Origin of the sequence: Myxococcus sp. MISCRS1, assembly GCF_026626605.1 — a bacterium.
In the GTDB taxonomy this organism is placed as follows: domain Bacteria; phylum Myxococcota; class Myxococcia; order Myxococcales; family Myxococcaceae; genus Myxococcus; species Myxococcus fulvus.
This window is the reverse complement of the sequence record NZ_JAPNKB010000001.1, coordinates 8,872,899-8,899,224: the sequence shown is the minus strand read 5'-3', so window position 1 is coordinate 8,899,224 and position 26,326 is coordinate 8,872,899. Positions and strand designations below refer to the sequence as shown.

Below are 26,326 nucleotides of genomic sequence, written 5' to 3'. Positions count from 1 at the left end.
GCGCCATGCCCCTGCGCTACACGCTGCTCCCCCTGCTCCTGCCCGCCACGGTGGTGGGACTGCTCGTGGCCTCGCTCGGGACGCCGAGCGGCGCGGTGCCGGTGGCGCTCATCACCCTGGCCGGCTCGCTCATGGCGCTGGGGCTCAGCCGCGGCGCGCTGCAGCGCCAGTTGGACCGGCTGGAGCGCAGCACGCGCGGCCGCGCCGAGGGCGGCAACGGGCCCACGCCGGACCCGGACCGGCTGGAGGAGGTGGCGAGCCTGGAGGGCGCCATCGACTCGCTGCACGCGCGCCTGTCCGCGCGCAACACCGAGCTGAGCCAGGAGACGCGCACGCTCACCGCCGTGCTGGACAGCATGGCCGAGGGCGTCTGGGTGACGGACGCCGAGGGCACGGTGGTGCGCCACAACGACGCCTTGCGCGGCATCCTCCAGCCTGGCGCCTCCCTCGTCGGCCAGCGCCCCCTGGCCATCCTGCGCGACGACCAGCTCCATGACGCCGTCATGCGCGCCTGCCGCGAGGGCGCCTCCCGGCACCTGGAGCTGTCGCTCGAGGGGCTGTTCCCCCGCACCCTGTCCATCCGGGTGACGCCCCTGGGCAAGGACCTGCCCGGCAGCGCCGCCGTCTTCCACGACGTCACCGAGCTGCGGCGGCTGGAGAAGGTGCGCAAGGACTTCGTCGCCAACGTGTCCCACGAGCTGCGCACGCCCATCACCGCCATCCGCGGCTACGCCGAGACGCTCCAGGGCGGCGCGCTCGGGGACGCGAAGATGGCCCCACGCATGGTGGAAATCATCCACCGTCAGTCCGAGCGCCTCTCCGAGCTGGTGGAGGACCTGCTGGAGCTGTCACGGCTGGAGTCGCGCGAGGTGAACCTGAAACTCGGGGAAGTCTCGCTCGCCGAGGCCGCCGCCCGGGCGGCCGACACGGTGCGCCTGAAGGCCGAGGGCAAGGGCCACGTGGTTTCACTCCACGTCCCGGCGGGCCTGCGGGCGGTGGGAGACCCGCGCGCGGTGGAGCAGGTGCTGCTCAACCTCCTCGACAACGCGGTGAAGTACACGCCGGCGGGCGGGCGGGTGGACGTGGACGGAGCGTGCGAGGACGGTCGGTGCGTGGTGCGGGTGCGGGACACGGGGGTGGGCATCGAGCCGCGCCACCTGTCGCGAATCTTCGAGCGCTTCTACCGGGTGGACAAGGGTCGCAGCCGGGACATGGGCGGCACGGGACTGGGGCTCTCCATCGTGAAACACCTGCTCCAGGCCATGGACGGCGAGGTCAAGGTCGAGAGCCAACCGAACGAGGGCAGCACCTTCACCATTTTTCTGCCCCAGGCGGCCCCCGCGCGGTCTGCGACGGGATAGGATGGCGCGACCATGCGGGTCGCCATCCTCGCGGACATTCACGGCAACCTCCCCGCCTGCGAGGCCGTGCTGGAGGACATCGAGCGCTCGGTGGCGCCCGACTTCATCGTCGCGGCCGGAGACCTGGCGCTGCGCGGCGCGCACCCTCGCGAGACGGTGGACCTCATCTTCGACCGCTGCGACTCCGTGCTGATGGGGAACACGGACTGCTACCTCGCCGGGAACTACCTGGGGGGTGCGTACCGGGAGCGGGACCACTGGAAGACGGAGCTGTTGCGCTGGACGCGGGAGCAGTTGGGCGAGGAGCACCTGCGCAAGCTGGGCGCCCTGCCCTTCTCCGTGCGCTACACGCCGCGCAAGGGGCAGGACCTCTTCGTGTGCCACGCCAACCCGCGCAACCTCGAGGAGTCGCTGGACCCCACGCTGGATGACGTGGCGGTGCGCCGCTACTTCGCCCACCTGGACGCGGCCGCGTGCGCCTTCGGCCACCTGCACTTCCCCTACCGCCGCCGCGTGGGCCGCATGCTCATCGCGGACGTGGCCAGCGCGGGCATCCCCCGCGACGGCGACCTGCGCCCCGCCTACGGCGTCTTCACGTACACGCCCAAGGGCTGGCGCGTGCAGATCCGCCGCGTGCGCTACCCGGTGCGCAAGGCCACCCAGGCGCTCACCGCGCGGCGCGTGCCGGGCGGGCCGCTGCTCATCCACAAGCTGGTGGAGGCACGCTACCGCCACCACCACGCGCTGATGGAGGCCGCGCGCCGTCACTCCGGCCTGCCGCCTCCGGGCCCCGTGCTGCGGCCCCCGCCGGGCGCGCCCATCCGCAACGCGGCGGTGCCGATGGAGGGCCGGGCGCCCCCGGAGGTGGACCCCACCTCCCTGCCCACGGACATGGACGGCACCGTCACGGACGCGGCGCCGCTGCCGCTGGATGTGTTGAACGACCTGGACGGCTGAGATTTGTCGCCAGGGCGTTGCTTGAGTCGGGGCGCGCCGGGTGGTTGAGGGCAGGCCACCATGTCCCCACGCGAACTGCCCCTGCTGCTCGTCCGCCACGCCGAAGCCGAGGAGGCCCACGTGCTGGGCGACGAGGCCCGCGCACTCACCCCCGAAGGCCGCGCGCTGTTCCGCCAGCACGCGCGCAAGCTCGCCCGCCTCACGCCGCTGCGCGGCATCCTCACCAGCCCCCTGGTGCGCGCCGTCCAGACGGCGGAGCTGCTCGCCGAGGCCCTGGGCCTGGCCCAGGTGGACGTCCACCCCGCGCTCCTGCCGAAGAAGGGCGCGGCCCGTCGCATCCTGAAGCTCGCCCACGAGCTGGGCCCGGGCTTCGCGCTGGTGGGCCACAACCCCTCGCTGGAGAAGGCGCTCGCGCTCGCGCTCGGCGAGGACACCCGCGCCCCCGACAAGCTGCGCAAGGGCACCGCGGTGGCCCTGCGGGCCCTCGACGACGACGGCGGCTACCAGCTCGAGTGGTGGGCCGCGCCGGGCCGCTCGCTCAAGCGCTACGACACGCAAGGCTGACGTCAGCCCTCCGCCGCGCCCACCAGGAAGGACACCAGCAGCAGCGTCAGCACGCACGTGGTGATGGCCACGTAGAGCCTGTCCTTCTGCTGCCGGAAGATGAGCAGCGACAGCGCCACGCGCATCACCGGCACGGCCATCATCACCAACAGGCCCGCCATCACGAAGGACTGCCCGCGCGCGGCCAGGGCGCCGGCCACCACGTCCGCCAGCCCATGCGGCACCGGGTGCGGCGCGGTGAGCCGCTCCAGCGCCTCCGACGACACCAGGTAGTCGGGGTGGCGCAAGAACGTCACCACCGTGCCCAGCGTCACCAACGCCATGCTGGCGAACACGCCGTAGCGCAGCAGGTCACTGATGAGCAGCTCCGCGCTCAGCGGGGCGTCCCCCGCAGGAGGCACCACCACCGCGCGGACCTCCACGCGGGGCTCGTTCGACGAAGGCTCGCTCATGACGTCCACCCCTTGCGCAGCATCTCGAAGGCCACCCACAGCAACACGCCCACGAAGAGCGCGCGCAGCCACGCGGCATTCACCCGGGCCATCAGGTGCCGCGAGCCCAGCCACGCGCCCAACGTGACGCCCACGCACACGGGCCCCGCGATGAACGGGTCGATGTGGCCTCGCGCGAAGTACACGCCCGCGCTGGCCGCCGCCGTGACGCCAATCATGAAGTTGCTCGTCGCCGTGGACACCTTCAGCGGCAGCCGCATCGTCAGGTCCATGGCCGGCACCTTCAGCGCGCCCGAGCCGATGCCCAGCATGCCGCTCACCGTGCCGGCCACGTACATCAGCCCCAGCCCCGCCACGGGCCGGGTGACGCGGTAGCCCACCTCGCGTCCCAGCGACTCGTCGAAGTAGCTGCCGTGCAGCCCCAGCCGGTCCGCGAGCGCGTCCTCGGGCACCTCGGTGGGCACCGCGCCCGACTTCAGCCGGCGCAGCATCACCAGCGCCGAGTACGCCATGACGGCGCCGAAGACCAGGTACACCCCACGCCCGCCCACCCGACCCGACAGGAAGGCCCCGGTGAGCGCGCCCGCCGTGGTGGCCAATTCCAGGAACATGGCCACGCGCAGGTTGGCCATCCGCTCGCGCACGTACGCAGCCGCGGCGCCGCTGGACGTGGCGATGACGGAGACGATGGACGCACCCACCGCGTAGTGGATGTCCACCTTCAACAGCAGCGTCAGCACGGGGATGAGGATGAGCCCGCCGCCAATCCCCAGCAGCGAGCCCAACAGGCCCGCCCCCACGGAGAAGGCGAGGACGACGAACGTGAAGAGGAAGGGTGTCATGCGGCGCCGGGCCGCATCCTTCCTCTCCCCGGTCCGATTTCCAATCAGGAGTCACAGCCCAGGACGGGCCGTGCCCCTTGCCTGCTTGCTACGAGACGACTAGTGGCCGCTGGCCACGGCCGACAGGTGCACCGCGCCCGCGCCGTTGGACTGGTTCGCCGCCGCGCCCTCGCCGGGGGTCAGCGCGTCGCCGCCCAGCTCGCGCAGGAGCGCCTCCCCCACCAGCTCCGTCATGGGGATGAAGCGGCCATGCGCCGGACGCCACACGTGCACCTGCGCGTTGGCGATGTCGAACCACCAGCCGTGCAGCCGCAGCTTGCCCGCCGCCACGCGCTCCTTCACGAGCGGGTAGGAGGCCACGTGCTCCAACTGCTGGAGCACGTTGAGCTGCGAGAGGCGGTCGTAGTCCGGAAGGTCCTCCCCCAGCTTGCTTCCGGCCTTGAACGTCTTGAGCGACTCGTTGCCGTGCGAAAGCCACGCCGACAGGTTCGGCGCGCCGGGCACCTGACCGCCCGCGAGCAGCGCCTTCATGGCGCCGCAGCTCGAGTGGCCGCAGATGACCACGTCCTGGACCTCCAGGTTGGCGATGGAGAACTCGAGCGCCGCGGCCTCGGACTGGTCGCCCGTGGAGACGCCCTGCGCGTCCGACGCGGGCACCATGTTGCCCACGTTGCGCACGACGAACAGGTCGCCGGGGTCCGTGGACACCATGAGGTTGGGCACCAGCCGGCTGTCCGAGCAGGAGATGAAGAGACAATCCGGAGACTGACCCTTCGCCAGCCTGGCGAACACGTCCCGGTAGGCGGGCCGGCTCTTGAGCTGGAAGTCCAAGAGACCACGAATGAGCTTCTTCATCGGGCACCTTCTGAGGCGAGAGTGTTGTTGGGAACCTGGTGACCCAGGACAGGACTCGAGGTCTTGGACGTCCCGCTGCGGACCCAGACCTCCTCGAGCGACTCCATGACGACCGAGCCGCCCGTCTTGCGATGCGTGTCACTCCAGCTTTCGATGGCCTCGAAGCCCGAGTGGTCCAGCGTATCCACGGCCAGGTCCACGCGGACCTTGCTCCCCGCGGGCACCTGCGCCAGCGCCATGGACAGACGGGGGACACCCACGAAGGTGAGCGAGCCGGACACCTGGACGAGGTACTCGTCCTGCACCTGCTTCACGTCTACCTTCACGCTGCCCAGCCGCCACAACAACCGCAGGATGGCCACCAGCAATCCCAGGCCGATGCCCGCCAGCAGGTTGATGCCGACGACGCCCGCCACCGTCACCGCGTACACGAGCACCTCGCCGCGCTTCTGCAGCTCGCGGATGTGGTGCAGGTTGACCAGCTTGGTGCCGACGACGACGAGCAGACCGGCCAGCACCGTCAGCGGCACCAGGCCCGCCACCGAGCCGAGCGTGGTGACGAAGAGCAGGAGCCACAGGCCGTGCATGACGGCCGACCAGCGCGACTTCGCGCCCGCGGCGAGGTTGGCCGCGCTGCGCACGATGACGCCGGTGATCGGCAGGCCGCCGATGAGACCCGACACCGTGTTCGCCACGCCCTGCGCGAACAGCTCCTTGTCCAGGTTGGCCCGGGGGCCCGTGTGCATCTTGTCCGTGGCCACCGCGCACAGGAGCGACTCCGCGCTCGCCACCAGCGCCAGCGACAGCACCGCCGCGATGAACGTGCCCCAGCTTCCCGCCGCGGGCAGCGCCGGCAGCTGGATGCTGCTGAACACGTTCTCCGGCAGCTGCACGCGCGCCACGTCCGCGCCCCAGAACACCGAGACCGCCGTCGCGCCCACCACCGCCACCAGCGGCGCGGGCACCAGCTTCAGCTTGCCCTTGCCGATGAACGGCCACACCACCATCAACCCGATGGTGACCAGGCCCAGCAGCGCGGCCGGGCCGTGCAGCCCGATGAGCTGCTCGGGCAGCTCCTTGATGTTCTGCCAGGCGCTCGACTGGGGACTGCCGCCCAGCACGATGTGGATCTGCCCCAGCACGATGAGGATGCCGATACCGGCCAGCATCCCGTGAATCACCGCGGGGGAGATGGCCAGCGCCGCGCGCGCCACCTTCAGCCCACCAAAGGCCATCTGCAGCAGGCCCGCGGCGGCCACCGCGGCGCACGTCATCGCCAGGCCCATGGTCTGGATGAAGCCGAACACCATCACCGCCAGGCCGGCGGCGGGGCCGCTCACCTGCATCGGCGCGCCGCCCAAGAGGCCCACCACCACGCCGCCCACCACGCCGGCGATGAGGCCCGACACGATCGGCGCACCGGAGGCCAGGGCGATGCCCATGCACAACGGCAACGCCACCAGGAACACCACCAAGGAAGCGGGCAGGTCAGCGGCCAGGTTCTTCCAGGCCGAGCCAGCGTTCCCATGACTCGTCGACATCGCCATACACCTCCACGAGAAGACGCCACCGGGGGTGGCGCACGCTGAGTCTCGCGGCGCGTCATGGCAATGAATGTGCCACGCACCAACCCCTTGGATTCACATGCGAATCCCCCATCAAGGGAGGGCGGGCGATGAAAGGAAACTTCAGTGGCCGGGGGCCGACTTCAAGAAACTTGAGCAAGGAACTTGAAGTCCCCTGCCCCGGGCGGCCGCCGTGGGACGGCGGCTCAGGACTCCTCGAGCTTGCGCAGGAAGGTGGGATACGACAGGCCCAGGGCCTTGGCGGCCTCCATGCGGCGGCCCTCCAGCCTGCCCAGCACGTGCTTCACGTAGAGCCGCTCCACCTCGTCGAGCGTGCGGGGGCCTCCGGAGACGACGAAGGCGTCCGGGTCCACCGCGGCGGGGCCCTGGTTGCCGCGGGGCTCCAGCGCCTGGAGCTCCAGCGCGGGGCCGGACTCGAGCACCAGCGCGCGCTCGAGCACGTTGCGAAGCTCGCGCACGTTGCCCGGGAAGCGGTAGCGCTCCAGGCGGGCCTTCGCCGCGCTGGAGAAGTCCACCGGCCTGCGCCCCAGCTCCGCGCACAGCTCCACCAGGAGCGACTCCGCCAGCGGCAGCACGTCCTCGCGCCGCTCGCGCAGGGGCGGAATCTCCACGCGGAAGACGCTGAGCCGGAAGTAGAGGTCCTCGCGGAAGCGCCCCTCGGCCACCTCGCGCGTGAGGTCGCGGTTGGTGGCCGTCACCACGCGCGCGTTGCTCGTCAGCTCCGTCGTCCCGCCCAGCCGCCGGAAGGCGCCCTGGTCCAGGAACGTGAGCAGCTTGGCCTGCAGGCTCAGCGGCAATTCGCCAATCTCGTCGAGGAAGAGGATGCCGCCGTCGGCCACCTCCACCAGCCCGCGCCGGGCCGCTCGCGCGTCGGTGAAGGCGCCCCGCTCGTGGCCGAACAGCTCGCTCTCCACCAGCGCCGACGGCAGCGCCGCGCAGTTGACGTGCACGAAGGGCCCCTGCCCGCCCTGCACGTTGTGCAGGTGGCGCGCGAGCACCTCCTTGCCCGCGCCCGTCTCGCCGGTGATGAGCACCGGGCTGCGCGGCGCGGTGGCGATGCGCTCGATCATCTGCAGCGCCTCCACCATGGCCGGCGCGCGCGGACGCAAGAGCCGACGCCGCCCGCCCAGCTCGCTCTCCGCCTGGCGCAGCCGCTCGTGCAGCTGCAGGTCCTGCGCGGCCCTGCGCGCGCGCAGCACCAGGTCGTCCAGCTCCACGGGCTTGGACAGGTAGTCGCGCGCGCCCTGCTTGATGGCGTCCACCGCGCTGGCGATGTCGCCGTGCGCCGTCACCATCATCACCGCCGTGTCCGGGAACTGCGCGCGCAGCTCCGGCAGGAAGTCGATGCCGTCCCCGTCCGGCAGGCGCCTGTCGAGCACCACCACCTCGGGGGCCTGCCGGGCGAGCGCCGCGCGCGCGTCATGGAGCGAGTGCGCCAGCGTCACGCGGAAGCCCTCGTGACGCAGCACGGTGGCCGCCAGCGAGGCGAAGGTCCGGTCGTCATCCACCAGCAACAGATGGGTGCTCATGAGGTGCGCTCCAGGGGCAACCGCAGCGTGAAGAGGCTGCCCTGTGGACGGCGGGTATAGGTCAGGCTTCCACCATGTGCCTCCACGGACGTGCGCGCCATGGGCAACCCCAGGCCCACGCCCTTGGCCCGTCCGGTGGCGAAGGGCTCCCACAGCCGGGGCTCCAGCCGGGGGTCCACCCCGCCCGCGTTGTCCTCCACCACCAGCACCGCCTCCGGGCCCTCGCGCGACAGGCTCACCGACACCCACGGCGAGGGGCGCAGGCCCGTGTCCTTCGCCACCGCGCCCGCCTCCACCGCGTTGCGCACCAGGTTGTCCACGGCGGACACCAGCAGCGCCGCGTCCCCCTGCACGGTGAGATGCTCCTCCAGCGACGTGCGCAGCTCCACCGTCTCCGACTCCGGCAGCATGCGCACCGACTGCAGCGCCTCTCCCACCAACAGATGCAGCTCGCAGCTGCGGCGCAGCGCGGCACGCGGCGCGCCGAACGACAAGAGCGAGCGCGCCAGGTGCCCCAGCCGCTCCACCTGCGAGCGCAGGCCGATGACGGGCAGCTCGCTGCCCGCGGGCGTGGTCCTCAAGACCGACAGCGCCGCCTGGATGCCGTTGAGCGCGTTCTTCACCTCGTGGGCGATGAGCGCGGCCGCCGTGCCCAGCGCCGCCATGGTCTCCTGACGACGCAGCCGCTCCTCCGCCGCGAGCAGCGAGCGGTAGGAGTGACGCAGCAGGACGAGGAACAGGCCCAGCGTGCAGGTGAGCAGCGCGATGTGGAAGGCGAGCTGGCGCAGGAAGCGCGAGCGCAGGCCCGCGGTGGCGGACTGCTCCTCCTCGAGCACCACCAAGAGCAGCTCGCTGCGTCCCACCCACGCCGCGGCCCCCATCAGCCGGGTGCCCTCCAGCATCAGCGGCCCGGGCGCCTTCGCCAGGGCGCGCAGCGACTGCGAGAAGTCCTCCGCGTGGCTGAAGGTCGCCGACGGCAGCAGCAGCCGCCCGCGCGCGTCCATCAGGAACAGCGCCGTCTCCTCCGTGGCGCGCGTGGGCAAAGCCTCCGTGCGCACCTCGCCGAGCAGCACCCCCTTGAGCTGGCCTTCGCTCATCATGGGCACCGCCACCACCAGCGGGCCGCCCTCGCCCTCCAGCAGGTCGATGGTGGGCGCCTTCCTCTCCACCATGCGCTGGAACCAGGGCCTGCGGGTGATGGGTGTCGCGCCCAGGGACATGCCGGGCGGGTCGCTCCACACGCGCTCCCCCTTGGGGCCCAGCAGCGCCACGCCCTCCGAGAAGAGCGACGAGTGGTAGAAGGCGCTGTCGAGCAGCGCCTGCTCCGCCGGGGACGCGCCGTCCTCGGGCAGCAGCATGGGATGGCCCGCGACGCGCGCCAGCTCCGCCTCCAGCAGCAGCAGGTGGACCCCCAGCGCGTCCGCCTGCACCCGGGCCTGGTTGGACAGGTGGCCGAGCAGCTCCTCCCGCGCGTTGTCCACATCCTCGAGGTAGCCGAGGACGGGGCTCGTCAGCGCCACCACGCCCACCAGGCCCAGCCCCAGGAGCGCCGAGCGGCCCCCCCGCCGCTGCTCCTGCGCCAGCTGCCCCGGCGTGGGCGTCAGCGTGGGCACCGGCAGGTGGCGCAGGGGCGCGGTGGAGGGTGGCGCGGGAGGCGGTTCGGGCGGGGTCATGGCGTGCTCGCCCCGCCGTTGTGGCACAGCCCCCGCGCCTGGGGAACCGACAACGCGCGGGCGTCAGCCCGCGCTCACTCCAGGTCCTCGCGACGCCGCAGGTCCCCCGTGGGTGGCGGCGGCGCCAGGCTGGCCGCCTCCCCTCCGCCGCGCATCCTGTCCAGCACCTGACGCGCCCGGTCCGGCTTCACCTCGCCCTCCTGCACGAGCAGCGCGGCGATGGCCTCCACCCACTCGGGCGGCGCGCCCACGCTCGAGGCCACGGTGCGCGCATGCACCGCCATGTGGCCCCGCTGCACGCCCGCCGCGCCCAGCTCGCGCAGCGCCGCCAGGTTCTGCGCCAGCCCCACCGAGACGAAGATGCACGCCAGCTCCCGCGCATTGGGCCGCCCCAGCAGGGTGAGCGCCGACTGGACGCCGGGGTGCGACTGGAGGGTGCCGCCCACGGTGCCCAGCGCCAGCGGCAGCTGGAGCTCGCCCACCAGGTTGCCGGCCTCCCTGCGCCACACCGACAGCGGACCGTAGCGCCCCCGGAGGGCCGCGAACGCGTGCGCGCCCGCCTCGATGGCGCGCCAGTCCTGCCCCGTGGCGAGCGCGAGCGCGTCGATGCCGTTCATGATGCCCTTGTTGTGCGCGGCCGCCCGGTACGGGTCCGCCTGGGCGAAGCGGCTGGCCTGGACCACGCCCTCCGCCACCTCGGTGCCGGACAACCCGAAGTCCCCCAGCGTCCGCTCGGGGATGGAACAGCGCGCGCGCGCCAGGCACTGGGCCGACAGGTGCGTCAGGGCGCGCACGTACACCTTGCCCCCGGTGAGCTGCTCGATGCGCGGCGCGAGCGTCTCCATCATCGAGTCCACCACGACCGCGCCCTGCGACTCCCGCGTATCGACGTGCACGTGCACCACGAGCAGCGGATCCATCCCGGGCTCCGGCGAGGGCAACAGCCGCACCTCCACCTCCCGCGCCCCTCCGCCTTCCTCCGCCAGCTGGGGATGCAGGCTGTTGGCCAGCGCGAGCAGCTCCGTGCGCGCCTCCAGGACGCGCGCCATGGCGAAGCTGGGCGGCCCGAAGCGGGTGACCTGGATCTGACCGAGCATCAGCGACGGGTCCGCCTCCGCGAGGAACCCACCCGCCTCTCCCACCAGCTTCGCCGCGAAGGAGGCGGCCGTGATGACCGACGGCTCCTCCACCACCATGGGCACCGCGTAGGCGCGCCCGTTGACCTTCAGGTGGAGCCCCAGGCCCAGGGGCAGGCTGAACAGCCCCACCGCGCTCTCCACCGCCGACAAGGTCGTCTGCATCCGGGGGCCCTGCTCCCCGGTGAGCCCGCTCAACGCCTCCGCGTCCAACCCCAGCTCCACCCCCACCCGCTCGCGACGCTCCTCCAGCGACAACCGCTGGAAGCCCGCGAATACGGACTGGGTGGACCTGTCACCACGAACGCCCTGCGTATCCAGAAACTCATCCGTCATCAATCACCTCACACCATGACAATCCCTCTCAAATGAGTCACGCGCAACCCACGAGCAACATGACACATCACCACCCCCCGGGGACCATTGTCGCACCGCGGACATCCGCGCCCCCATGCGGTTCGTCAGCCCACAGAGACATTGAACCCAGGCACAAGGAACCCCGCCCCCGAGCGATGGACCGGGTCTCATGGACGATTCCTTGCATCCAGCATTTGCAACCGCCCCGCATTTATCCCGGGGCCCCATCCTCCCCGCCCGCACTCCGGCCCGCATGCAATCCGTCTGTCTTTCACAAAGCCTTGCAGCCCGCGCTGATTCCGCACCGTGAAACACGTGCGGGCTGTCTTGCGCACGCGGGCCACGGCCGCGAGGAAGACCTCCGGCCCCACCGGACCTGTCTTGAGTAATGGGGTCGGGCCGGCGGACGAAGGACCCCTCGGTCCCAGGCCATTGTCACATTCTCGTCAGGACGCCCCGGCCCGCATTCCTGGCGGCTCGCCCGCCCTGGCGTCCGCCCGCATCACACAATCGTTGCAAACGCGTCACGTGCATGGAAATCGGGCCGCGCAGACTCCGGGCGCCATGGCCCACGTCCTCATCGTCGACGACGAACCCGATCTCGCCCAGCTCATCGACTTCAACCTGCGCGACTCCGGCTTCTCCACCCAGCTCGCAGGCACGGGCGAGGCCGCCCTCGTCGCGGCCCGGGAGAAGCCCCCCGAGCTCGTGCTGCTGGACCTGATGCTGCCCGACATGTCCGGCATCGATGTCTGCCGGCAGCTGCGCGCCCAGTCCCCGTCCCGCGAAGTCCTCATCGTCATGCTCACCGCCAAGGGCGAGGAGGCGGACCGCATCCGCGGCTTCGAGGTCGGCGCGGACGACTACGTCGTCAAGCCCTTCAGCGTCCGGGAGCTGGTCCTCCGCCTCAAGGCCATCCTGCGCCGGGGCGGCACGCCGCAGACCACCGCGGAGACGGCGCCCCTGGCCCTGGGCGCGCTCAAGCTGGACCTGTCCGCCCACCGCTTCTACGTGGAGGACAAGGAGGTCCCCCTCACCGCGCTGGAGTTCCGGCTGCTCGGCCACCTCATGACGCGCACGGGCCGGGTCCAGACGCGCGAGCAGCTCCTCGAGGAGGTGTGGGGCCTGTCCTCGTCCCTGGAGACGCGCACCATCGACACCCACGTCATGCGCCTGCGCGACAAGCTGGGCCCGGCGCGCACCCTGCTGGAGACGGTGCGCGGGGTGGGCTACCGCATCGTCGACCCGGCCCACTGACTTCGTGACACGGATGTCACACAAGGGACCCGAAACAGCCACGGACGTTACCTAGAAGCCAGTTTCGTGACCCTCCCGAAACCCTCCTCGATGCGTCTCGTCACCACCTTCCTCACCCTCTGCGTGGCGTCCGGCCCGGCCCTGGCCCAGGAGCCCGCGTCACCGCCGGCCGAGGCGTCCGCCCCCCAGGTGCCCTCCGCCGACGCCCAGGCGCCCGCCGAGCCGCCCCCCGCCGACAGCGCGCCGGCGGACGCGGACCTGGACGAGCGGATGACGAACGCCGAGGGGAAGGTGGCCGCGCTGGAGGAGCAGAACGCGGAGACGAAGGTGGACCTGTCCGCGCTCAAGAAGCTGAAGATTTCGGGCTACGTCCAGGGGCGCTACCAGTACCAGCAGAGCCTGGATGACAGCGGCTCGGGCGGCTTCAGCCGCTTCACCGTGCGCCGAGGCCGCCTCAAGACGACGTACACCACGGACTGGTCCCAGCTGATGTTGCAGTTCGACGGCGTGCCCACCACGGGCGTCACCGTGCGCGACGCGGAGGCCACGCTCTACATCCCGGGCACCCACCAGCAGTTGGGCCTGACGCTGGGCCAGATGAAGTGGCCCTTCGGCTACGAGGCCGTGCAGTCCTCCAGCGACCGCGAGATCCCCGAGCGCACCCGCGTGGTGCGCGCCTTCCTGCCCGACGAGCGGGACCGCGGCGTGAAGTTCGCCGGCAACTTCCTGGACGGGAAGCTCCACTTCAGCGGCGGCGTGTTCGACGGCGACGGCATCTTCAACCAGGGCTACGTCGGCTCCGACAACGACAAGGAGAAGGACGCCATCGGCCGCGCGGGCTTCGACCTGGGCTGGGTGTCCGGCGGCATCTCCGGCTGGTACGGCCACACCATCACCAAGGGCCCCACGGACACCTACCGCAAGGCGTACACGCGGGATCGTCTGGCACTGGACGCCCAGCTCTACCTGGACGTGCTGCCCTTCGGGGCCACGGCCATCAAGGGCGAGTACATCACCGGGCGCTCGTACTGGAAGAGCTCTGGCGACGTGAAGATTGAACAGCCGGGTGTGCCCGCCAGCGGCTGGTACGGGCTCATCGTCCAGAACATCGGCCTGACGGACGCGGTGGCTGTCCGCTACGACTTCTTCGACCCGGAGAACGGCCGCAAGAACACGGTGACGGACGGACGCCCGGCCAGCACCAACTCGGTGGGCACCCTGGCCGTCGCCGTCCTCCACTACTTCGGCGAACACTTCAAGGTCACCGCCGCCTACGAGATGCCCGTGACGTCCGCGCCCGGCGCCCCGAAGGACCCGCACGACAACCTCTTCACGCTTCAGATGCAGGCTCGCTACTAGGCCCTACCTTCCCACCGACCCACAACGCTTCGTCAAGGAGCTGACCACCATGAAGACTTTCATTGGTTCACTCATCGCGGGCCTGCTGCTCGCCCTCCCGCTCTCCGCCCATGCGGGCAACGTCACCGTGAAGGGCTCTGACACCATGGTCATCCTCGGGCAGCGATGGGCCGAGGAGTTCATGAAGAAGACGCCCGCCACCAAGGTGCAAGTGACGGGCGGAGGCTCCGGCGTGGGCCTGGCCGCGCTGCAGAACGGCACCACCGAAATCGCCATGTCCAGCCGCGAAATCAAGGACGCGGAGAAGCAGAAGCTGCGCGCGCGCTACAACACCACGGGCCAGGAGATTCCCGTCGCCAAGGACGGCGTCACCTTCTACGTCAACGAGGGCAACCCCGTGACGGCCCTCACCGTGGAGCAGCTGCGCGGCATCTACGTGGGGGATGTCACCAACTGGAAGCAGGTGGGCGGCCCCGACGCGCCCATCATCATCTACTCGCGCGAGAACTCCTCGGGCACCTACGTCTTCGTCAAGGACCACGTCCTGGACGGCGAGGACTACGCCGCCTCCGCCCAGACACTGCCGGGCACCGCCGCCGTGGTGAACGCCGTCTCCAAGGAGAAGAACAGCATCGGCTACGGCGGCTCCGCCTACGCCAAGGGCATCAAGGAGCTGAAGATCAAGAAGGGCAACGAGGAGATCTCCCCCTCGGCCGAGAACATCAAGACGGGCAAGTACCCGCTGTCGCGCGACCTCTACTTCTACCTGCGCAACAAGCCCGCCGGAGACGCGAAGGCGTTCATCGACTTCGCGCTGTCCCCGGAAGGCCAGGCCGTCGTCACGAAGGTCGGCTACTTCCCGGTGAAGTGACGCCGGGCCGTCACACGAATGTCACGCGAGGCTGGAGGCCACATGGATAGACAGGCCGTCATGGAGCAGGGTCTCACTCAGCCTCTGGTCGCGCCCTCGCTGTCCCCGGCCGCGCGGCGACGGCAGCTCAAGGAGAAGGCCATCGCGGGGTTCATCACCCTGATGGCCTTCACCGGCATCGCGGCGCTCATCCTCATCCTCATCTTCGTGGCCAAGGAGGCCCTGGCCCTCTTCACCCAGGCCGAGGCCCGACACGAGGCCAGCCTGTCGAAGATGTTCCTGCCGCAGGAGGTCCCCCCCGGCCGCCCGCCCTTCCGCTGGCAGCCGGTGTCGAAGCTTCCCAAGGTCAGCATGATTCCGCTGTTCGTCGGCACGCTGAAGACGACGGTGGTCTCCATGCTCGTCGCGGTGCCGCTGGGCGTGTTCGGCGCGCTGTTCGCCGCGGAGTTCGCGCCCCGCCGCCTGCGGGAGTTGCTCAAGCCCGTCATCGAGCTGCTCGCGGGCATCCCCTCCGTCGTGCTCGGCTTCTTCGCGCTGATGGTGATGTCCACCGTCATCAAGGACGTCTTCGCCTTCGACCGGCCGCTCAACGCCATGGTGGCGGGCCTGGGCCTGGCGCTCGCCATCGTCCCGGTCATCTTCACCGTGTCCGAGGACGCGCTCACCGCGGTGCCGCGCAGCTACCGCGAGGCGTCGCTCGCGCTCGGGGCCACGCCCTGGGAGACGGCCTGGAAGGTGGTGCTCCCCGCCGCGGCCCCCGGCATCCTCGCCGCCTGCGTGCTGGGCTTCGGGCGCGCCATCGGTGAGACGATGATCGTCCTCATGGCCTCCGGCAACGCGGACGTCATCTCCTGGAGCCTGGGGGACTCGGCGCGCTCCTTGTCGGCCACCATCGCCGCGGAGATGGGCGAGGTGGTGGTGGGCAGCCCGCACTACTCGCTGCTGTTCTTCATCGGCGTGCAGCTCTTCCTGTTCACCTTCGTCCTCAACCTGCTCGCCTCCACGTGGACCCGGCGGGTGGTGAAGAAGCTCACCGGAGGTGCGGCGTGACGCCCGGCACCCGCCGCGCCGTGGGCCTCGCGCTCACGTCGCTCACTGGACTCGCCGCGTTCGTCATCGTCGCGGTGCTGGCCATCATCCTCTTCAACGTGGTGGAGAACGGCGCCGGGGGCGTCACCTGGACCTTCCTCACCCAGCCGCCCGAGGACGGGATGATGGCGGGCGGCATCTTCCCCGCCATCTTCGGCACCGCCGCGCTCACCCTCCTGATGACGCTCGCGGTGATGCCGGTGGGCGTGCTCACCGCGGTGTACCTGCACGAGTACGCGCCCCCGAACTCCCTCTTCGCCCGCGTCGTCCGCGTGGCGGTGGTGAACCTGGCGGGCGTGCCCTCCATCGTGTTCGGCCTGTTCGGCCTGGGCTTCTTCATCCTCTTCGTGGGCCAGGGCATGGACCGGGCGCTCGGCCACGAGGAGATGTACTGGGCCCAGCCCGGCATCCTCTGGGCGTCGCTGACGCTCGCGGTGCTCACGCTGCCCGTGGTCATCGTCTCCACCGAGGAGGCGCTGCGCGCGGTGCCCATGGACCACCGCACCGCGAGCCTCGCCCTGGGCGCCACCCAGTCCCAGACGCTGGCGCGGGTGGTGCTGCCGGGCGCGCTGCCGGGCATCCTCACCGGCGCGGTGCTGGCCATCTCCCGCGGCGCGGGCGAGGTGGCGCCCATCCTCTTCACGGGCGCGGCCTACTTCCTGCCGGACCTGCCCTCGCACCTCAACTCGCAGTTCATGCACCTGGGCTACCACACGTACGTGATGGCCACGCAGTCGCCGGACGTGGAGGCCACCCGTCCCCTGCTCTACGCGACGGTGCTGGTGCTGCTGCTGCTCACGTTCGCCCTCAACCTGGTCGCGGTCATCATCCGGACCCGCACGCGCCGCAAGGCCGCGGGCGCCCACTGACGGTACACGCCCTCCATGTCCCTCACGCCCAACGCTCCCCGCCCGAAGATGGAGGCCCGCGAGCTGACGCTCCGGTACGGCGCCAAGGAGGCCATCAAGAAGGTCTCCCTGGCCATCCAGGACCGGCGCGTCACCGCCCTCATCGGCCCGTCCGGCTGCGGCAAGTCCACCTTCCTGCGCTCGCTCAACCGGATGAATGACCTGATTCCGGGCGCCAACCACACCGGCACCATCCTGCTGGACGACACGGACATCCACGACCGGAGCGTGGACGTGGTGGACCTGCGCCGCCGCGTGGGCATGGTCTTCCAGAAGTCCAACCCGTTCCCCAAGAGCATCTTCGAGAACGTCGCCTACGGCCTGCGCGTGGGCGGGATGAAGGACAAGGCGGCCCTGGCCCAGCGCGTGGAGAAGTCCCTGCGCGGCGCGGCCCTGTGGGACGAGGTGAAGGACCGGCTGCACGAGAGCGCCCTGGGCCTGTCCGGCGGCCAGCAGCAGCGGCTGTGCATCGCCCGCGCGATGGCGGTGGAGCCCCAGGTGCTGCTGATGGACGAGCCCGCGAGCGCGCTGGACCCCATCGCCACGGCCAAGATCGAAGAGCTCATCCACGAGCTGAAGGCGACGTACACCATCGCCATCGTCACCCACAACATGCAGCAGGCCGCCCGCGTGAGCGACAGGACTGCTTTCTTCTACATGGGTGAGCTGGTGGAGTGCGGGCCCACCGAGCAGATCTTCACCAACCCGCGCGAGAAGCGCACCGAGGACTACGTCACCGGGAAGTTCGGGTGAGCGCAGAGAAGGGATTGTCGCAGATGCCGTTGACCCACACGGACAAGGCGTTCGAGCAGGACCTGAGGGACTTGCGCGAGAAGCTCCTCGCGATGGGGGCCAAGGTGGAGGGCCTCATCGTCCAGAGCATGCGCGCCCTCACGGACCGCGACAGCGCCCTGGCGGAGAAGGTCGTCGCGGCCGACAAGGACGTCAACCGGCTGGAGGTGGAGATCGACGAGCTGTGCCGGCGAATCCTCGCGCTGCGCCAGCCGGCCGCCAGTGACCTGCGCCTCATCACCACGGCCCTGAAGATCGTCACCGACCTGGAGCGCATCGGCGACCTCGCCGTCAACATCGCCGAGCGATCCATGGACCTGAACCAGGTCCCTCCGCTGGCGCCCTACGTGGACACGCCCAAGCTGGCGGAGCTGGCCCAGCAGCAGGTGAAGCGCTCCCTGGATGCCTTCGTGTCCAACGACGTGGCGAAGGCGGAGGAGGTGCTCCAGGGGGATGACCTGCTGGATGCGCTGTTCCTCAAGATCTTCAACGAGCTGCTGGCGTACATGATGGAGGACTCGCGCAACATCCGGCGGGCCACCGCGCTGATGTTCATCGCCAAGCACCTGGAGCGCATCGGCGACCACGCGCTGAACGTGGCGGAGATGGTCGTCTACATGGTGCGGGGCAAGGACATCCGCCATCCGCGCAGCCGCAACCTGGGCGATTAGCCGGACGGCTTCACCGCGCCGTCACGTGGAATTGGCCCGGGCGCCCCGGGCGCTCCCCACTCCTGACGCGCGGGCCCCCTAGCGTGGCAACCGGTCGCGCGATGCCCGCGCGCCAGTCCCCGGGGACCGCCCGCGCATGTCGCTCGCCTCCGCCCTCCTGCTGTTCGCCGCCTCTTTCGGCCTCACCGCGCTCGCCGTCCAGTACGTGCTGGTGCTCCGCCACCGCCGGGAGGCCCCCCGGGCCCTCCCCTCCGGCGCCGCGTGGCCCGCCATCTCCATCCTCAAGCCGCTGTGCGGCGCGGATGACGACCTGGAGACCAACCTCAAGCACTTCGCCCACCTGGACTACCCCGGCGCCTACGAGGTCGTCCTGGGCGTCAAGGACACCCGCGACGCGGCGTACCCCGTGGCGTGCGAGGCGGTGCGCCGCTGGCCCGGCGTCATGCGCCTGGCGCTGCAGGAGGGCGCCCCCGGCCTCAATCCGAAGGTGAACCAGCTCATCACCCTGGCGGACCGGGCCCGGTACGACCTCTTCGTCATCAGCGACAGCAACACGCGGGTGGCGCCCGGCTACCTGGAGGAGATCGCCGCGGGCTTCGCGGACCCGACGGTGGGCTGCGTGACGCACCCCGTCTCGGGCATCGGCGAGAGGAGCCTGGGTTCGCTGCTGGACAACCTCTACCTGACGTCCAGCGCGGCGGCGGGGATGATTGGCGCCAAGCGCCTGGCGGACCAGGACATCGTCGTGGGGAAGTCCATGGCGCTCAAGCGCGCGGACGTCGACGCGCTGGGCGGCTTCTACTCGGTGCGCGACGTGCTCGCGGAGGACTTCGTCATCGGCCAGTGGGTGACGCGCAAGCTGGGACGCCGCGTCGTGGTGGCGCGTGCTCCCGTGTACAACGTGTCGCTGGGCAAGAGCGTGCGCGCCTTCTTCCAGCGCTACCTGCGCTGGAGCGTCATCCACCGGACGGCCGTGACGCCGTCCACGTATGTCGCGCAGTCGCTGCTCAACCCCGCGCCGCTGGCCGTGGCGGGCGCGCTGGTGAGCCCCTGCCTGGAGTCGGTGACGCTGGCCACGCTCGTCGTGCTCGGCAAGGTCCTGGTGGACCTGGGCGCGTTTCGCGCGCTGCGTCCCCAGCCGGTGTCATGGCGCGCCGCGCCGGCGGTGCTGCTCAAGGACGCGCTGCTGTTCGCCGCGTGGTGGCACGGCGTGTTCTGCCGCACGGTGGACTGGCGCGGGACGCGGCTTCGCGTGGGCCCGGGCACCCGCCTCTTGCCGCCGCGCGCGCGCGTGTCCACGGCGGACGCGGCGCTGGCCCCTCGGGACGAGTGGGTCGCCGGCTGATGCACAGGTGTTTCATCACGCTCGCGACGGATTCACGTGGCGGACGTGAAGCCGACGCGGTCGATGCCTACGTTGCTGTGCATGCCCCCAAGGACGTTGGCGCACCTTTCGGATCTGCACCTGGACCTGAGCCCGGCCAGTGACGCCCAGGCCCGGGCGCTCGTCGCCGCGCTCCAGGCGAACCGCGCGGACCACGTGGTGGTGACCGGTGACTTGACGCACCAGGGCTCGCACGAGGAGTACCGTCGCTTCCTCGACATCTTCTCGCCGCTGTTGGACACCGGACGGCTCACGCTCATCCCCGGCAACCACGACCGCCCTGGCGAGGACGTGGGCGGCGGCTGGATGGACGGCCTGAAGGTCCGCACCGTGGAGCGCCCCGGGCTGTATCTGGTGTGCGTGGACTCCACCGGCGAGCACAACCGCAACTACTTCGCGAGCCACGGCGAGCTGTCGCTCGAGACGGTGGAGCAGGTGGAGAAGGCGCTCGGCCGCGCCCCCAAGGACGCGCTGGTGGCGGTGCTGGTGCACCACCACGTGCTGCCCCTGCCCGAGGAGAGCTTCCCGGAGCGGCTCGCCACGCGCATGGGCTGGCCCCACGCGTCCGAGCTGTCCCTGGGCGCGGAGCTGGTGGCGCGCATCCAGGGCAGGTGCGACCTGGTCCTCCACGGCCACCGCCACCACCCCAACGAGACGGTGGTGGACACGGCCCATGGCCGCCCCTTGCGCGTCTTCAACGCGGGCAGCTCCACCGACCTGGGGCGCTTCCGGCTGCTCCAGCACTCGGAGGGTCGCCTGCTGAGCGAGCCGGTGTGGTGCCACTCCACCCAGCCGGAGCGTCCGCGCACGGCCAGCCACAACGTGCGCCCCGCGCTGCAGTACCTCGTCACCCAGCTGGGCATGGCCCTCTTCTGATGTCCGCCCGCCCGCTCTGCGAGCGGAAGCCATTCCACCGGGGGAAGCGAATGGCCCGGGGGCGCGGTGGGGTTCTTCCCATGTTGGGGAGGATGCTTGGCGCGACTGGACACCGATGACGGCTTGAGAAGAGTGCTGGTGGTCGACGACGACGCGGACTGGCGGGAGTTCCTGCGGCTCAGCCTGGAGGAACTGGGGTATGACACGATGGAGGCGGCCGACGGCCAGGAGGCCCTGGACAGCCTCCGGCGCGGTGAGCGCTTCGAGGTCATGCTGCTGGACCTGAACATGCCGGGCATGAGCGGCCTGGAGGTCGTGGAGAAGCTCGAGCGGCTGCCACGAGGGCCCCACCCCCGGGTGGTGTTCCTGACCTCGGCGGCGGCCCAGGACGTGGGCATGGCCCTCTTGGCCGGCCCCCACTACTACCTGCCCAAGGGCGCCAGCCGGGACCAACTGTCTCTGCTCTTGCAGTCACTTGGTGGGTGAGCCGCCGGCCAACCGGGGATACGGTAGAGGGCTCCTGAGAGGAGGGCCGTCATCGCATCGGAGCTGCTCGTCATCTTGTTGCTCGTCCTGGCCAATGGCGTGTTCGCCGGGGCCGAGCTCGCCATCATTTCCATCCGAAGGACGCGGCTGAAGGAGCTGATGGAGCAAGGCAGTGGCTCCGCCAAGGCGGTGGAGGCCCTGCGGGCCAACCCCGAGCGGTTCCTCGCCACGGTGCAGATCGGCATCACCGTCATCGGCGCGACGGCGGCGGCCTTCGGTGGCGCGAGCATCGCCAACCGCCTGGCCCCGGTGCTGATGGAGCTGGGCCTGCCGGAGACGACGGCGGACGAGGTGGCCCTGGCCGCGGTGGTCGTCTTCGTGTCGTTCCTGTCGCTGGTGCTCGGGGAGCTGGTGCCCAAGTCGCTGGCGCTGCGCGCGTCCGAGCGCTACGGGATGCTCATCGGCCGGCCCCTGCTGGGCCTGTCGTGGGTGATGCGGCCGGTGGTGTGGTTCCTCACGGCCAGCTCCAACGTGGTGCTGCGGCTGTTCGGCGACAAGACGAACTTCACCGAGAGCCGGCTGTCCGCGGAGGAGCTCCAGGCGCTGGTGGAGGAGGCCGCGAAGCAGGGCTCGTTGGACCCGAAGGCGGGCGAAATCGCCTCGCGCGCGTTCGAGATGGGCGAGCTGACGGTGGGCGAGCTGATGGTGACGCGCGAGCAGATCGTCGCGCTGCGTCGCCACGCGAGCGCGGACGAGATTCGCCAGATGCTGCTGGAGCGCGGGCACTCGCGGATGCCGGTGTTCGAGGGTTCACTGGACAACATCGTCGGCTACGTCATCGCCAAGGACCTGCTCGCCGTGGCGTGGGAGGGGAACCTCATCGTCCTGGAGGACGTGCTCAGGCCGGCCTTCTTCCTGGTGGAGACGATGCGGGCCATGGACGCGCTGAAGGAGCTGCAGCGCCGTCGCATGCAGCTGGCCATCATCGTGGACGAGCGCGGCGGCGTGGTGGGCCTGGTGACGGTGGAGGACCTGGTCGAGGAGATGGTGGGCGACATCCTCAGCGAGTCGGAGACGCCCGAGGAGCTGGTGCGGCGCGAGAGCCCCGTGGCGGCGGTGGTGCAGGGCAGCGCGGCCATCCGCGACATCAACCGCGAGCTGGGGCTGGAGCTGGCCGAGGACGGCGACTACTCCACGGTGGCGGGGCTGAGCATCGCGCTGGCGGGCGGCGCCATCCCCGAGCCCGGCACCAAGCTGAAGACCAAGGACGGCCTGGAGCTGGAGGTGGTGGAGGCCTCGCCCCGGCGCGTGCGCACGGTGCGCATCTTCCTGCCGCCGCCCCAGCCGGAAGAAGGCGACAGCGCCTGAGGCCCGTGCTCACCCCGCGTCCATCAGCCCCAGGGTGAGCGCCTTCACCACGGCCTGGACCTTGTTGGTGGCGTTGAGCTTGAGCAGGGCGTTGCCGATGTGGAAGTTCACGGTGCGCTCGGAGATGTCGAGGATGGTGCTGATGTCCGCGGGCATCTTGCCCTCCCCCGTCCAGGGCATGCGCAACAGGTAGCCGCAGAAGTCGAAGCCCAGCGTGCGGGCCAGGGCGTCCACGCGCTCGAACAAGGCCTGCGCCTCATCCGCGCGCCGCGACGGCGGTCCGCTCGCCTCCCCCGTGGCCATCTGCCCTCCCTCCTCGTCGGAGCCAGGCTGGATGAGACCGACGATGAGTGGATGATATAGACAGCCCTACCCCAGCGGACCACCCTCGATGGCTGTCTTTGCCCCGCATGGGGCGCGCGCCTGGCCCGCACCGCGCATTCAGCGCGCGCGGAGGGCCTTGGCGAAGGTCGCGGTGATGATTTGAGGGCGGGTGATGGCGCTGCCCACGACGACCAGGTCCGAGCCGAGCCGCAAGGTCCGCGCGGCCTGCGCCGGCGTCGAGATGGCGCCCTCGGCCACCAGCGGGCAGCGCACCACGGCGGCGCGCAGCGCCCTCAGGTGTTCGAAGTCATCGTCGCAGAGGTGGCGCACGGCCGTCTCCCGGGTGAAGCCATACAGGCCGCTGGAGACACAGTCGAACCCCAGTTCCTGGGCGAGCGCGGCCTCGCGGACGGTGGCCACCTCCGCCATCAACGGGACGTCCGGGTAGCGGGCGCGGACCTTGCGGACCAGGTCCGGGAGCGACTCACCCTCCGGACGCCACCGCTCCGTCGCGTCGATGCCCACCAGCTGGGCGCCGGCGTCCACCACCTCGGCCACCTCCGCGAGCGTCGGGGTGACGCGCACCCTCGAGCCTGGATACTCGCGGAGGAGGACGCCGAGGAGCGGCAGGGGGACCTTCGCGCGAATCGCGGCAATCTCCGCGGGCCCGTTGGCGAGGAGGCCCTGCGCCCCGCCCCGGACCGCGGCGACGGCCATGGCGGTCATGAACGCGCTGCCATGGAGCGGCTCGCCGGGCAGGGCCTCGCAGGCCACCACGAGGCCTCCCTGGAGTTGTTGGAGCAGCCTCATCCGGAGACCCGCGCCCGTCGGCAGCCGAGCATCGCGGCGTGGGGCCTTCGCAGGTAGGCGTGCAGCGCGGGAGGGGCGTCCTCGACGCGGGCGAGCCCCGGGGGCCAGGGGTCGGCCCAGAACACGGGCCCGAAGCCCGCGTCTCGCAAGGCCTCCTCGATGGAATTCCTGGACCAGTACCAGGCGGTGACGTCTGCCTCCACGCCCGCGGCGCGCAGCTCGACTCGCAGCGCGCCTCCTTCCGCATGGGGCGTGTCCGAGACCAGCCGCAGGCCATAGGGAGCGTAGTAGTCCGGGTCGGGCGCGTGGTCGGGATGGAGCGGCAGCGCGAGCAGACGTCCTCCCGGGCGCAGCACCCGGGCCATGCTCGCGCACATCTGTCGCAGCTCGCTCCGCGTGGAGGCATACGGGAGGACGTACACGGCCAACACCAGGTCGAACCGCTGCTCCAGCTCGGGCGTCAGCCGAGACACGTATTCGATGCCGCGCTGCTCCTTCGCCCCCCCCGCTGCCGCGCGGCGCTCAGCATCCCCTCGGACGCGTCATGGCCCACCACCCGGCGGGCCCCTCGCCCGGCGAGCAGCCGGGAGTACAGCCCCGCGCCACAGCCGAAGTCGAGCACGTCGCTGCGCGTCAGGTCTCCCAGCGAGTGGAGCACCGAGGGCACCTCGATGTCCCGACGGAAGGGCCAGGGGGCGACGTCCTCGTAGAGGCTCGCCAGTTCGTCGAACTGGCGCTCTGCGGCGGTGGCGGACATCGACGACCTCCCGTGCGAAGGGTTCCCCTGAGTTAAAGCCAGACACCCCGGGTGGGAAACCTGTCAGGACTGACAGGATGGGCCCCTTCAGCGATGGCCGCGCCCCCGCCCTCGCGCCGGACGACGCCCGAGCCTCCGCGGCGAATCCCAGACACCCCGGGCGGGCGCCCGCTCTTTCTCGCCGTTTCAGACACCGTGATGCACGGCGGGTCCCAGGGGACACGGAATCTGGGCTTTACTGACTGGGACTCGGTTACACGAACAGCCTCGGTTGGGTGGAAACCACCCCTCGGTGAGTCATTGCGTGAATGATTTGACCCAGTTCAATACACCCACGCAAATGACCTAACGTGGGCATGCCTCATTGCGAGGCCATTGACCGGAGCCAGACATGACACGTGTATATGGATTCCCCGCGCTCGCGGCGCTGTTTCTCTTGGGCGGCTGCGATGGCAGCTCTTCCGAAGTGGGCGCGCCATCCTCCTTGCAGACACAGGAGTCGGCGGTAGGCGAATTGGACCTGGCGGTGGTGGATCTGGTGGCGTCCTGCCAGGCCACGGCGCTGACGCTGTCCGCGGCGGTGCAGAACCTGGGAGCCACCGGCATCGCCGGCTCGACGACGGCCATCTACGCAGGCGAGCCGGGCGCGGGCGGCACGCGCCTGGGAATCGTCAGCGTTCCCTTCCTGGTGGGAGGTGAGCGCTTCCCCTTCCAGCTCTCCTTCACGGTGCCGGAGGGGACGCAGCGGGTGGTGGTGGTCGCGGACGACGACGGCGTCTTCGACGAGGGGGACGAGGCGAACAACCGCGCCGCGTTCGACTTCCCGATTCCGTGTGCGACGAATCAGCTGCCGGTGGCGAGCTGCCAGGATGTCACCGTCCAGGCGGACGCGACGTGCCGGGGGCAGGCCTCCGTGGACCACGGCTCGTTCGACCCGGATGGCTTCCCGGGGCCGTTCAGCGTGAGCCAGACCCCCGCGGGCCCGTTCTCCCTGGGGACGACGCCTGTCCGTCTGGATGTGACGGATGGCGCCAGCACGAGCACCTGCTCCGCGACGGTGAAGGTGGTCGACGTCACGGCGCCCACGCCGGGCGCGAGCCGGGGCATCACCCTGACGCCCTCGGCGGGCTCCGACTACGTGCTGGTGTCGCTGGATGACTGCGCCCTGCCAGCCACGGACAACTGTGGCGGCACGCTGCCCCTGGCGCAGGCGGGCTCGCTGCTGCGCGTCACCTCCGACGAGCAGAACGACGCGCTGTCATTGCTGCGGCTGCTGGCCTGCGACGACATCAAGCTGAGCGCGGATGGCAAGTCCGCGATGGTGCGCGCGGAGGCGGCGCTGCTGGGCAACGGCCGCGTCTACACGTTCGTGTATGGCGTGTCGGACAACACGGGCAACCAGTCCGTGGGCTCCTGTCAGGTCCGCGTTCCCGCGCTGCTGGGCAACCCCGCCGTAGACTCGGGGGCCCGGTATTGCCAGGGCGAGGGCTGCCCCTCGGGGACGACGTACCCCGGGCTGCTCTGCTCGCTGCTGTAATGGATTGAGGTCGCGGCACCCCGCCCGGGGCTGTCCCGGGCGGGGTGCCGCGGCCCAATGACTCCGCAATCCCAGATTCCTGGGATGGGCCTGCCCGGCGCTCCTCGAATACCGTTGCATCCTCCCCAAGGAGGCACCCATGTCGACGAGGTATTGCATTGGAGCGGCACTGGGACTGCTGGTGACCATGGCCATGGGCTGTGGAGCGCCGTCTGCTGAAGATGTCGTCACGACGGAAGGCATCCAGGAGTCTTCGCAGGAGCTGTCGACCTGTACGGCGGCCTGCGCCACGGGGTCGGTGAGTTGTCCGTCGGGAACGACGGTCTGCTCCGCCCAGGACAACTCCGGGGTGACGTGCAACGGAACGTTCATCGCGTGTCCCACGACGCCCCCGGCGTGTGGCGACCTGCCGCGGTGCAGAGACCTGGTGGGAAGCGTCTGCGCCCCCGGCTCCAGGGAGCCGTGCTGCACGGCCTCGGGAGCTGAGAGCGTCTGCGTCTGCACCCTCAGTGGAATCCTGCGCTG

The 26,326-nt window shown here is 70.7% G+C and carries 26 protein-coding genes; 15 read left to right on the top strand and 11 right to left on the bottom strand.

Annotation, left to right across the window (positions count from 1 at the left end):
* The first annotated feature begins 5 nt into the window (after positions 1-5).
* The 3 genes from OWM54_RS35720 to OWM54_RS35710 are packed head-to-tail and all read left to right on the top strand — an operon-like array spanning position 6 to position 2,882.
* Positions 6-1,361, top strand: a complete 1,356-nt coding sequence (locus tag OWM54_RS35720) for a sensor histidine kinase (RefSeq protein ID WP_141327730.1) — start codon at positions 6-8, stop codon at positions 1,359-1,361.
* 12 nt (positions 1,362-1,373) lie between these two features.
* Positions 1,374-2,318 carry a metallophosphoesterase family protein gene (locus OWM54_RS35715; RefSeq protein WP_267700313.1) on the top strand — a complete coding sequence of 315 codons (945 nt, stop codon included), beginning with the start codon at positions 1,374-1,376 and terminating at the stop codon, positions 2,316-2,318.
* Between the two features lie 60 nt (positions 2,319-2,378).
* Positions 2,379-2,882 (top strand): SixA phosphatase family protein, encoded by a 504-nt coding sequence (locus tag OWM54_RS35710; RefSeq protein ID WP_267700312.1) that lies wholly within the window; start codon positions 2,379-2,381, stop codon positions 2,880-2,882.
* A gap of 2 nt (positions 2,883-2,884) precedes the next feature.
* On the opposite strand, the gene OWM54_RS35705 is transcribed toward OWM54_RS35710, so the two are convergent.
* The 7 genes from OWM54_RS35705 to OWM54_RS35675 all read right to left on the bottom strand — a co-directional run bounded on the left by OWM54_RS35705 (position 2,885) and on the right by OWM54_RS35675 (position 11,291).
* Positions 2,885-3,334 (bottom strand): DUF1634 domain-containing protein, encoded by a 450-nt coding sequence (locus OWM54_RS35705; protein WP_267700311.1) that lies wholly within the window; start codon positions 3,332-3,334, stop codon positions 2,885-2,887.
* Positions 3,331-4,176, bottom strand: coding sequence for a sulfite exporter TauE/SafE family protein (locus OWM54_RS35700; protein ID WP_046714866.1), 846 nt, complete (start codon positions 4,174-4,176; stop codon positions 3,331-3,333). Before OWM54_RS35700 ends, OWM54_RS35705 begins: the two co-directional genes overlap by 4 nt.
* A gap of 99 nt (positions 4,177-4,275) precedes the next feature.
* Entirely contained in the window at positions 4,276-5,031 is a 756-nt protein-coding gene (locus OWM54_RS35695) for a carbonic anhydrase (RefSeq protein ID WP_223785674.1), read from the bottom strand.
* Positions 5,028-6,572 (bottom strand): SulP family inorganic anion transporter, encoded by a 1,545-nt coding sequence (locus OWM54_RS35690; protein WP_223745795.1) that lies wholly within the window; start codon positions 6,570-6,572, stop codon positions 5,028-5,030. The genes OWM54_RS35695 and OWM54_RS35690 overlap by 4 nt, the downstream gene beginning before the upstream one ends.
* A 230-nt stretch (positions 6,573-6,802) precedes the next feature.
* A complete protein-coding gene (locus tag OWM54_RS35685; protein ID WP_141332964.1) occupies positions 6,803-8,146 on the bottom strand; it encodes a sigma-54-dependent transcriptional regulator in 1,344 nt (447 codons plus the stop codon).
* Positions 8,143-9,819 (bottom strand): sensor histidine kinase, encoded by a 1,677-nt coding sequence (locus tag OWM54_RS35680; RefSeq protein ID WP_223785675.1) that lies wholly within the window; start codon positions 9,817-9,819, stop codon positions 8,143-8,145. The genes OWM54_RS35685 and OWM54_RS35680 overlap by 4 nt, the downstream gene beginning before the upstream one ends.
* A gap of 74 nt (positions 9,820-9,893) precedes the next feature.
* Positions 9,894-11,291, bottom strand: coding sequence for a hydroxymethylglutaryl-CoA reductase, degradative (locus OWM54_RS35675; protein WP_223785676.1), 1,398 nt, complete (start codon positions 11,289-11,291; stop codon positions 9,894-9,896).
* Between the two features lie 585 nt (positions 11,292-11,876).
* Between OWM54_RS35675 and OWM54_RS35670 the strand changes: the two genes are divergently transcribed.
* The 11 genes from OWM54_RS35670 (at position 11,877) to OWM54_RS35620 (ending at position 22,373) form a co-directional block, all read left to right on the top strand.
* Entirely contained in the window at positions 11,877-12,569 is a 693-nt protein-coding gene (locus OWM54_RS35670) for a response regulator (protein WP_267700310.1), read from the top strand.
* A 90-nt stretch (positions 12,570-12,659) separates the two neighbouring features.
* A complete protein-coding gene (locus OWM54_RS35665; RefSeq protein ID WP_223745791.1) occupies positions 12,660-13,928 on the top strand; it encodes a porin in 1,269 nt (422 codons plus the stop codon).
* Between the two features lie 49 nt (positions 13,929-13,977).
* Positions 13,978-14,799, top strand: a complete 822-nt coding sequence (locus OWM54_RS35660) for a phosphate ABC transporter substrate-binding protein (RefSeq protein WP_223745790.1) — start codon at positions 13,978-13,980, stop codon at positions 14,797-14,799.
* 42 nt (positions 14,800-14,841) lie between these two features.
* A complete protein-coding gene (gene pstC, locus OWM54_RS35655; RefSeq protein WP_223745789.1) occupies positions 14,842-15,849 on the top strand; it encodes a phosphate ABC transporter permease subunit PstC in 1,008 nt (335 codons plus the stop codon).
* Positions 15,846-16,757 (top strand): phosphate ABC transporter permease PstA, encoded by a 912-nt coding sequence (gene pstA, locus OWM54_RS35650; protein WP_223745788.1) that lies wholly within the window; start codon positions 15,846-15,848, stop codon positions 16,755-16,757. Before pstC ends, pstA begins: the two co-directional genes overlap by 4 nt.
* Positions 16,758-16,805: 48 nt before the next feature.
* The gene (gene pstB, locus OWM54_RS35645) at positions 16,806-17,549 is read left to right on the top strand and encodes a phosphate ABC transporter ATP-binding protein PstB (RefSeq protein ID WP_218035661.1); all 744 of its coding nucleotides are present in this window, start codon (positions 16,806-16,808) and stop codon (positions 17,547-17,549) included.
* 23 nt (positions 17,550-17,572) lie between these two features.
* The gene (gene phoU, locus OWM54_RS35640) at positions 17,573-18,259 is read left to right on the top strand and encodes a phosphate signaling complex protein PhoU (protein WP_223785695.1); all 687 of its coding nucleotides are present in this window, start codon (positions 17,573-17,575) and stop codon (positions 18,257-18,259) included.
* Positions 18,260-18,395: 136 nt separating this feature from the next.
* The gene (locus tag OWM54_RS35635; protein WP_267700309.1) at positions 18,396-19,604 is read left to right on the top strand and encodes a ceramide glucosyltransferase; all 1,209 of its coding nucleotides are present in this window, start codon (positions 18,396-18,398) and stop codon (positions 19,602-19,604) included.
* Between the two features lie 63 nt (positions 19,605-19,667).
* Entirely contained in the window at positions 19,668-20,519 is an 852-nt protein-coding gene (locus tag OWM54_RS35630; protein WP_223745786.1) for a metallophosphoesterase family protein, read from the top strand.
* Between the two features lie 96 nt (positions 20,520-20,615).
* The gene (locus tag OWM54_RS35625; RefSeq protein ID WP_267700308.1) at positions 20,616-21,005 is read left to right on the top strand and encodes a response regulator; all 390 of its coding nucleotides are present in this window, start codon (positions 20,616-20,618) and stop codon (positions 21,003-21,005) included.
* Positions 21,006-21,083: 78 nt separating this feature from the next.
* Positions 21,084-22,373: a hemolysin family protein gene (locus OWM54_RS35620; RefSeq protein WP_223745872.1), complete on the top strand. Its 1,290-nt coding sequence runs from the start codon at positions 21,084-21,086 to the stop codon at positions 22,371-22,373.
* A 9-nt stretch (positions 22,374-22,382) separates the two neighbouring features.
* Here the strand turns inward: OWM54_RS35620 and OWM54_RS43305 are convergent, their stop codons facing one another.
* From OWM54_RS43305 to OWM54_RS35600, 4 genes are all read right to left on the bottom strand, one after another.
* Entirely contained in the window at positions 22,383-22,676 is a 294-nt protein-coding gene (locus tag OWM54_RS43305; RefSeq protein WP_324289165.1) for a LuxR C-terminal-related transcriptional regulator, read from the bottom strand.
* A gap of 138 nt (positions 22,677-22,814) precedes the next feature.
* Positions 22,815-23,507, bottom strand: coding sequence for an N-acetylmannosamine-6-phosphate 2-epimerase (locus tag OWM54_RS35610; protein ID WP_267700307.1), 693 nt, complete (start codon positions 23,505-23,507; stop codon positions 22,815-22,817).
* On the bottom strand, positions 23,504-23,980 hold the full coding sequence (locus tag OWM54_RS35605; RefSeq protein ID WP_267700306.1) for a class I SAM-dependent methyltransferase: 477 nt from the start codon (positions 23,978-23,980) through the stop codon (positions 23,504-23,506). Before OWM54_RS35605 ends, OWM54_RS35610 begins: the two co-directional genes overlap by 4 nt.
* A complete protein-coding gene (locus OWM54_RS35600) occupies positions 23,968-24,264 on the bottom strand; it encodes a class I SAM-dependent methyltransferase (protein ID WP_267700305.1) in 297 nt (98 codons plus the stop codon). Before OWM54_RS35600 ends, OWM54_RS35605 begins: the two co-directional genes overlap by 13 nt.
* Before the next feature lie 391 nt (positions 24,265-24,655).
* Here OWM54_RS35600 and OWM54_RS35595 point away from each other — a divergent pair, with 391 nt between their 5' ends.
* Positions 24,656-25,801 carry a CARDB domain-containing protein gene (locus OWM54_RS35595; protein WP_267700304.1) on the top strand — a complete coding sequence of 382 codons (1,146 nt, stop codon included), beginning with the start codon at positions 24,656-24,658 and terminating at the stop codon, positions 25,799-25,801.
* Positions 25,802-26,326 lie beyond the last annotated feature (525 nt).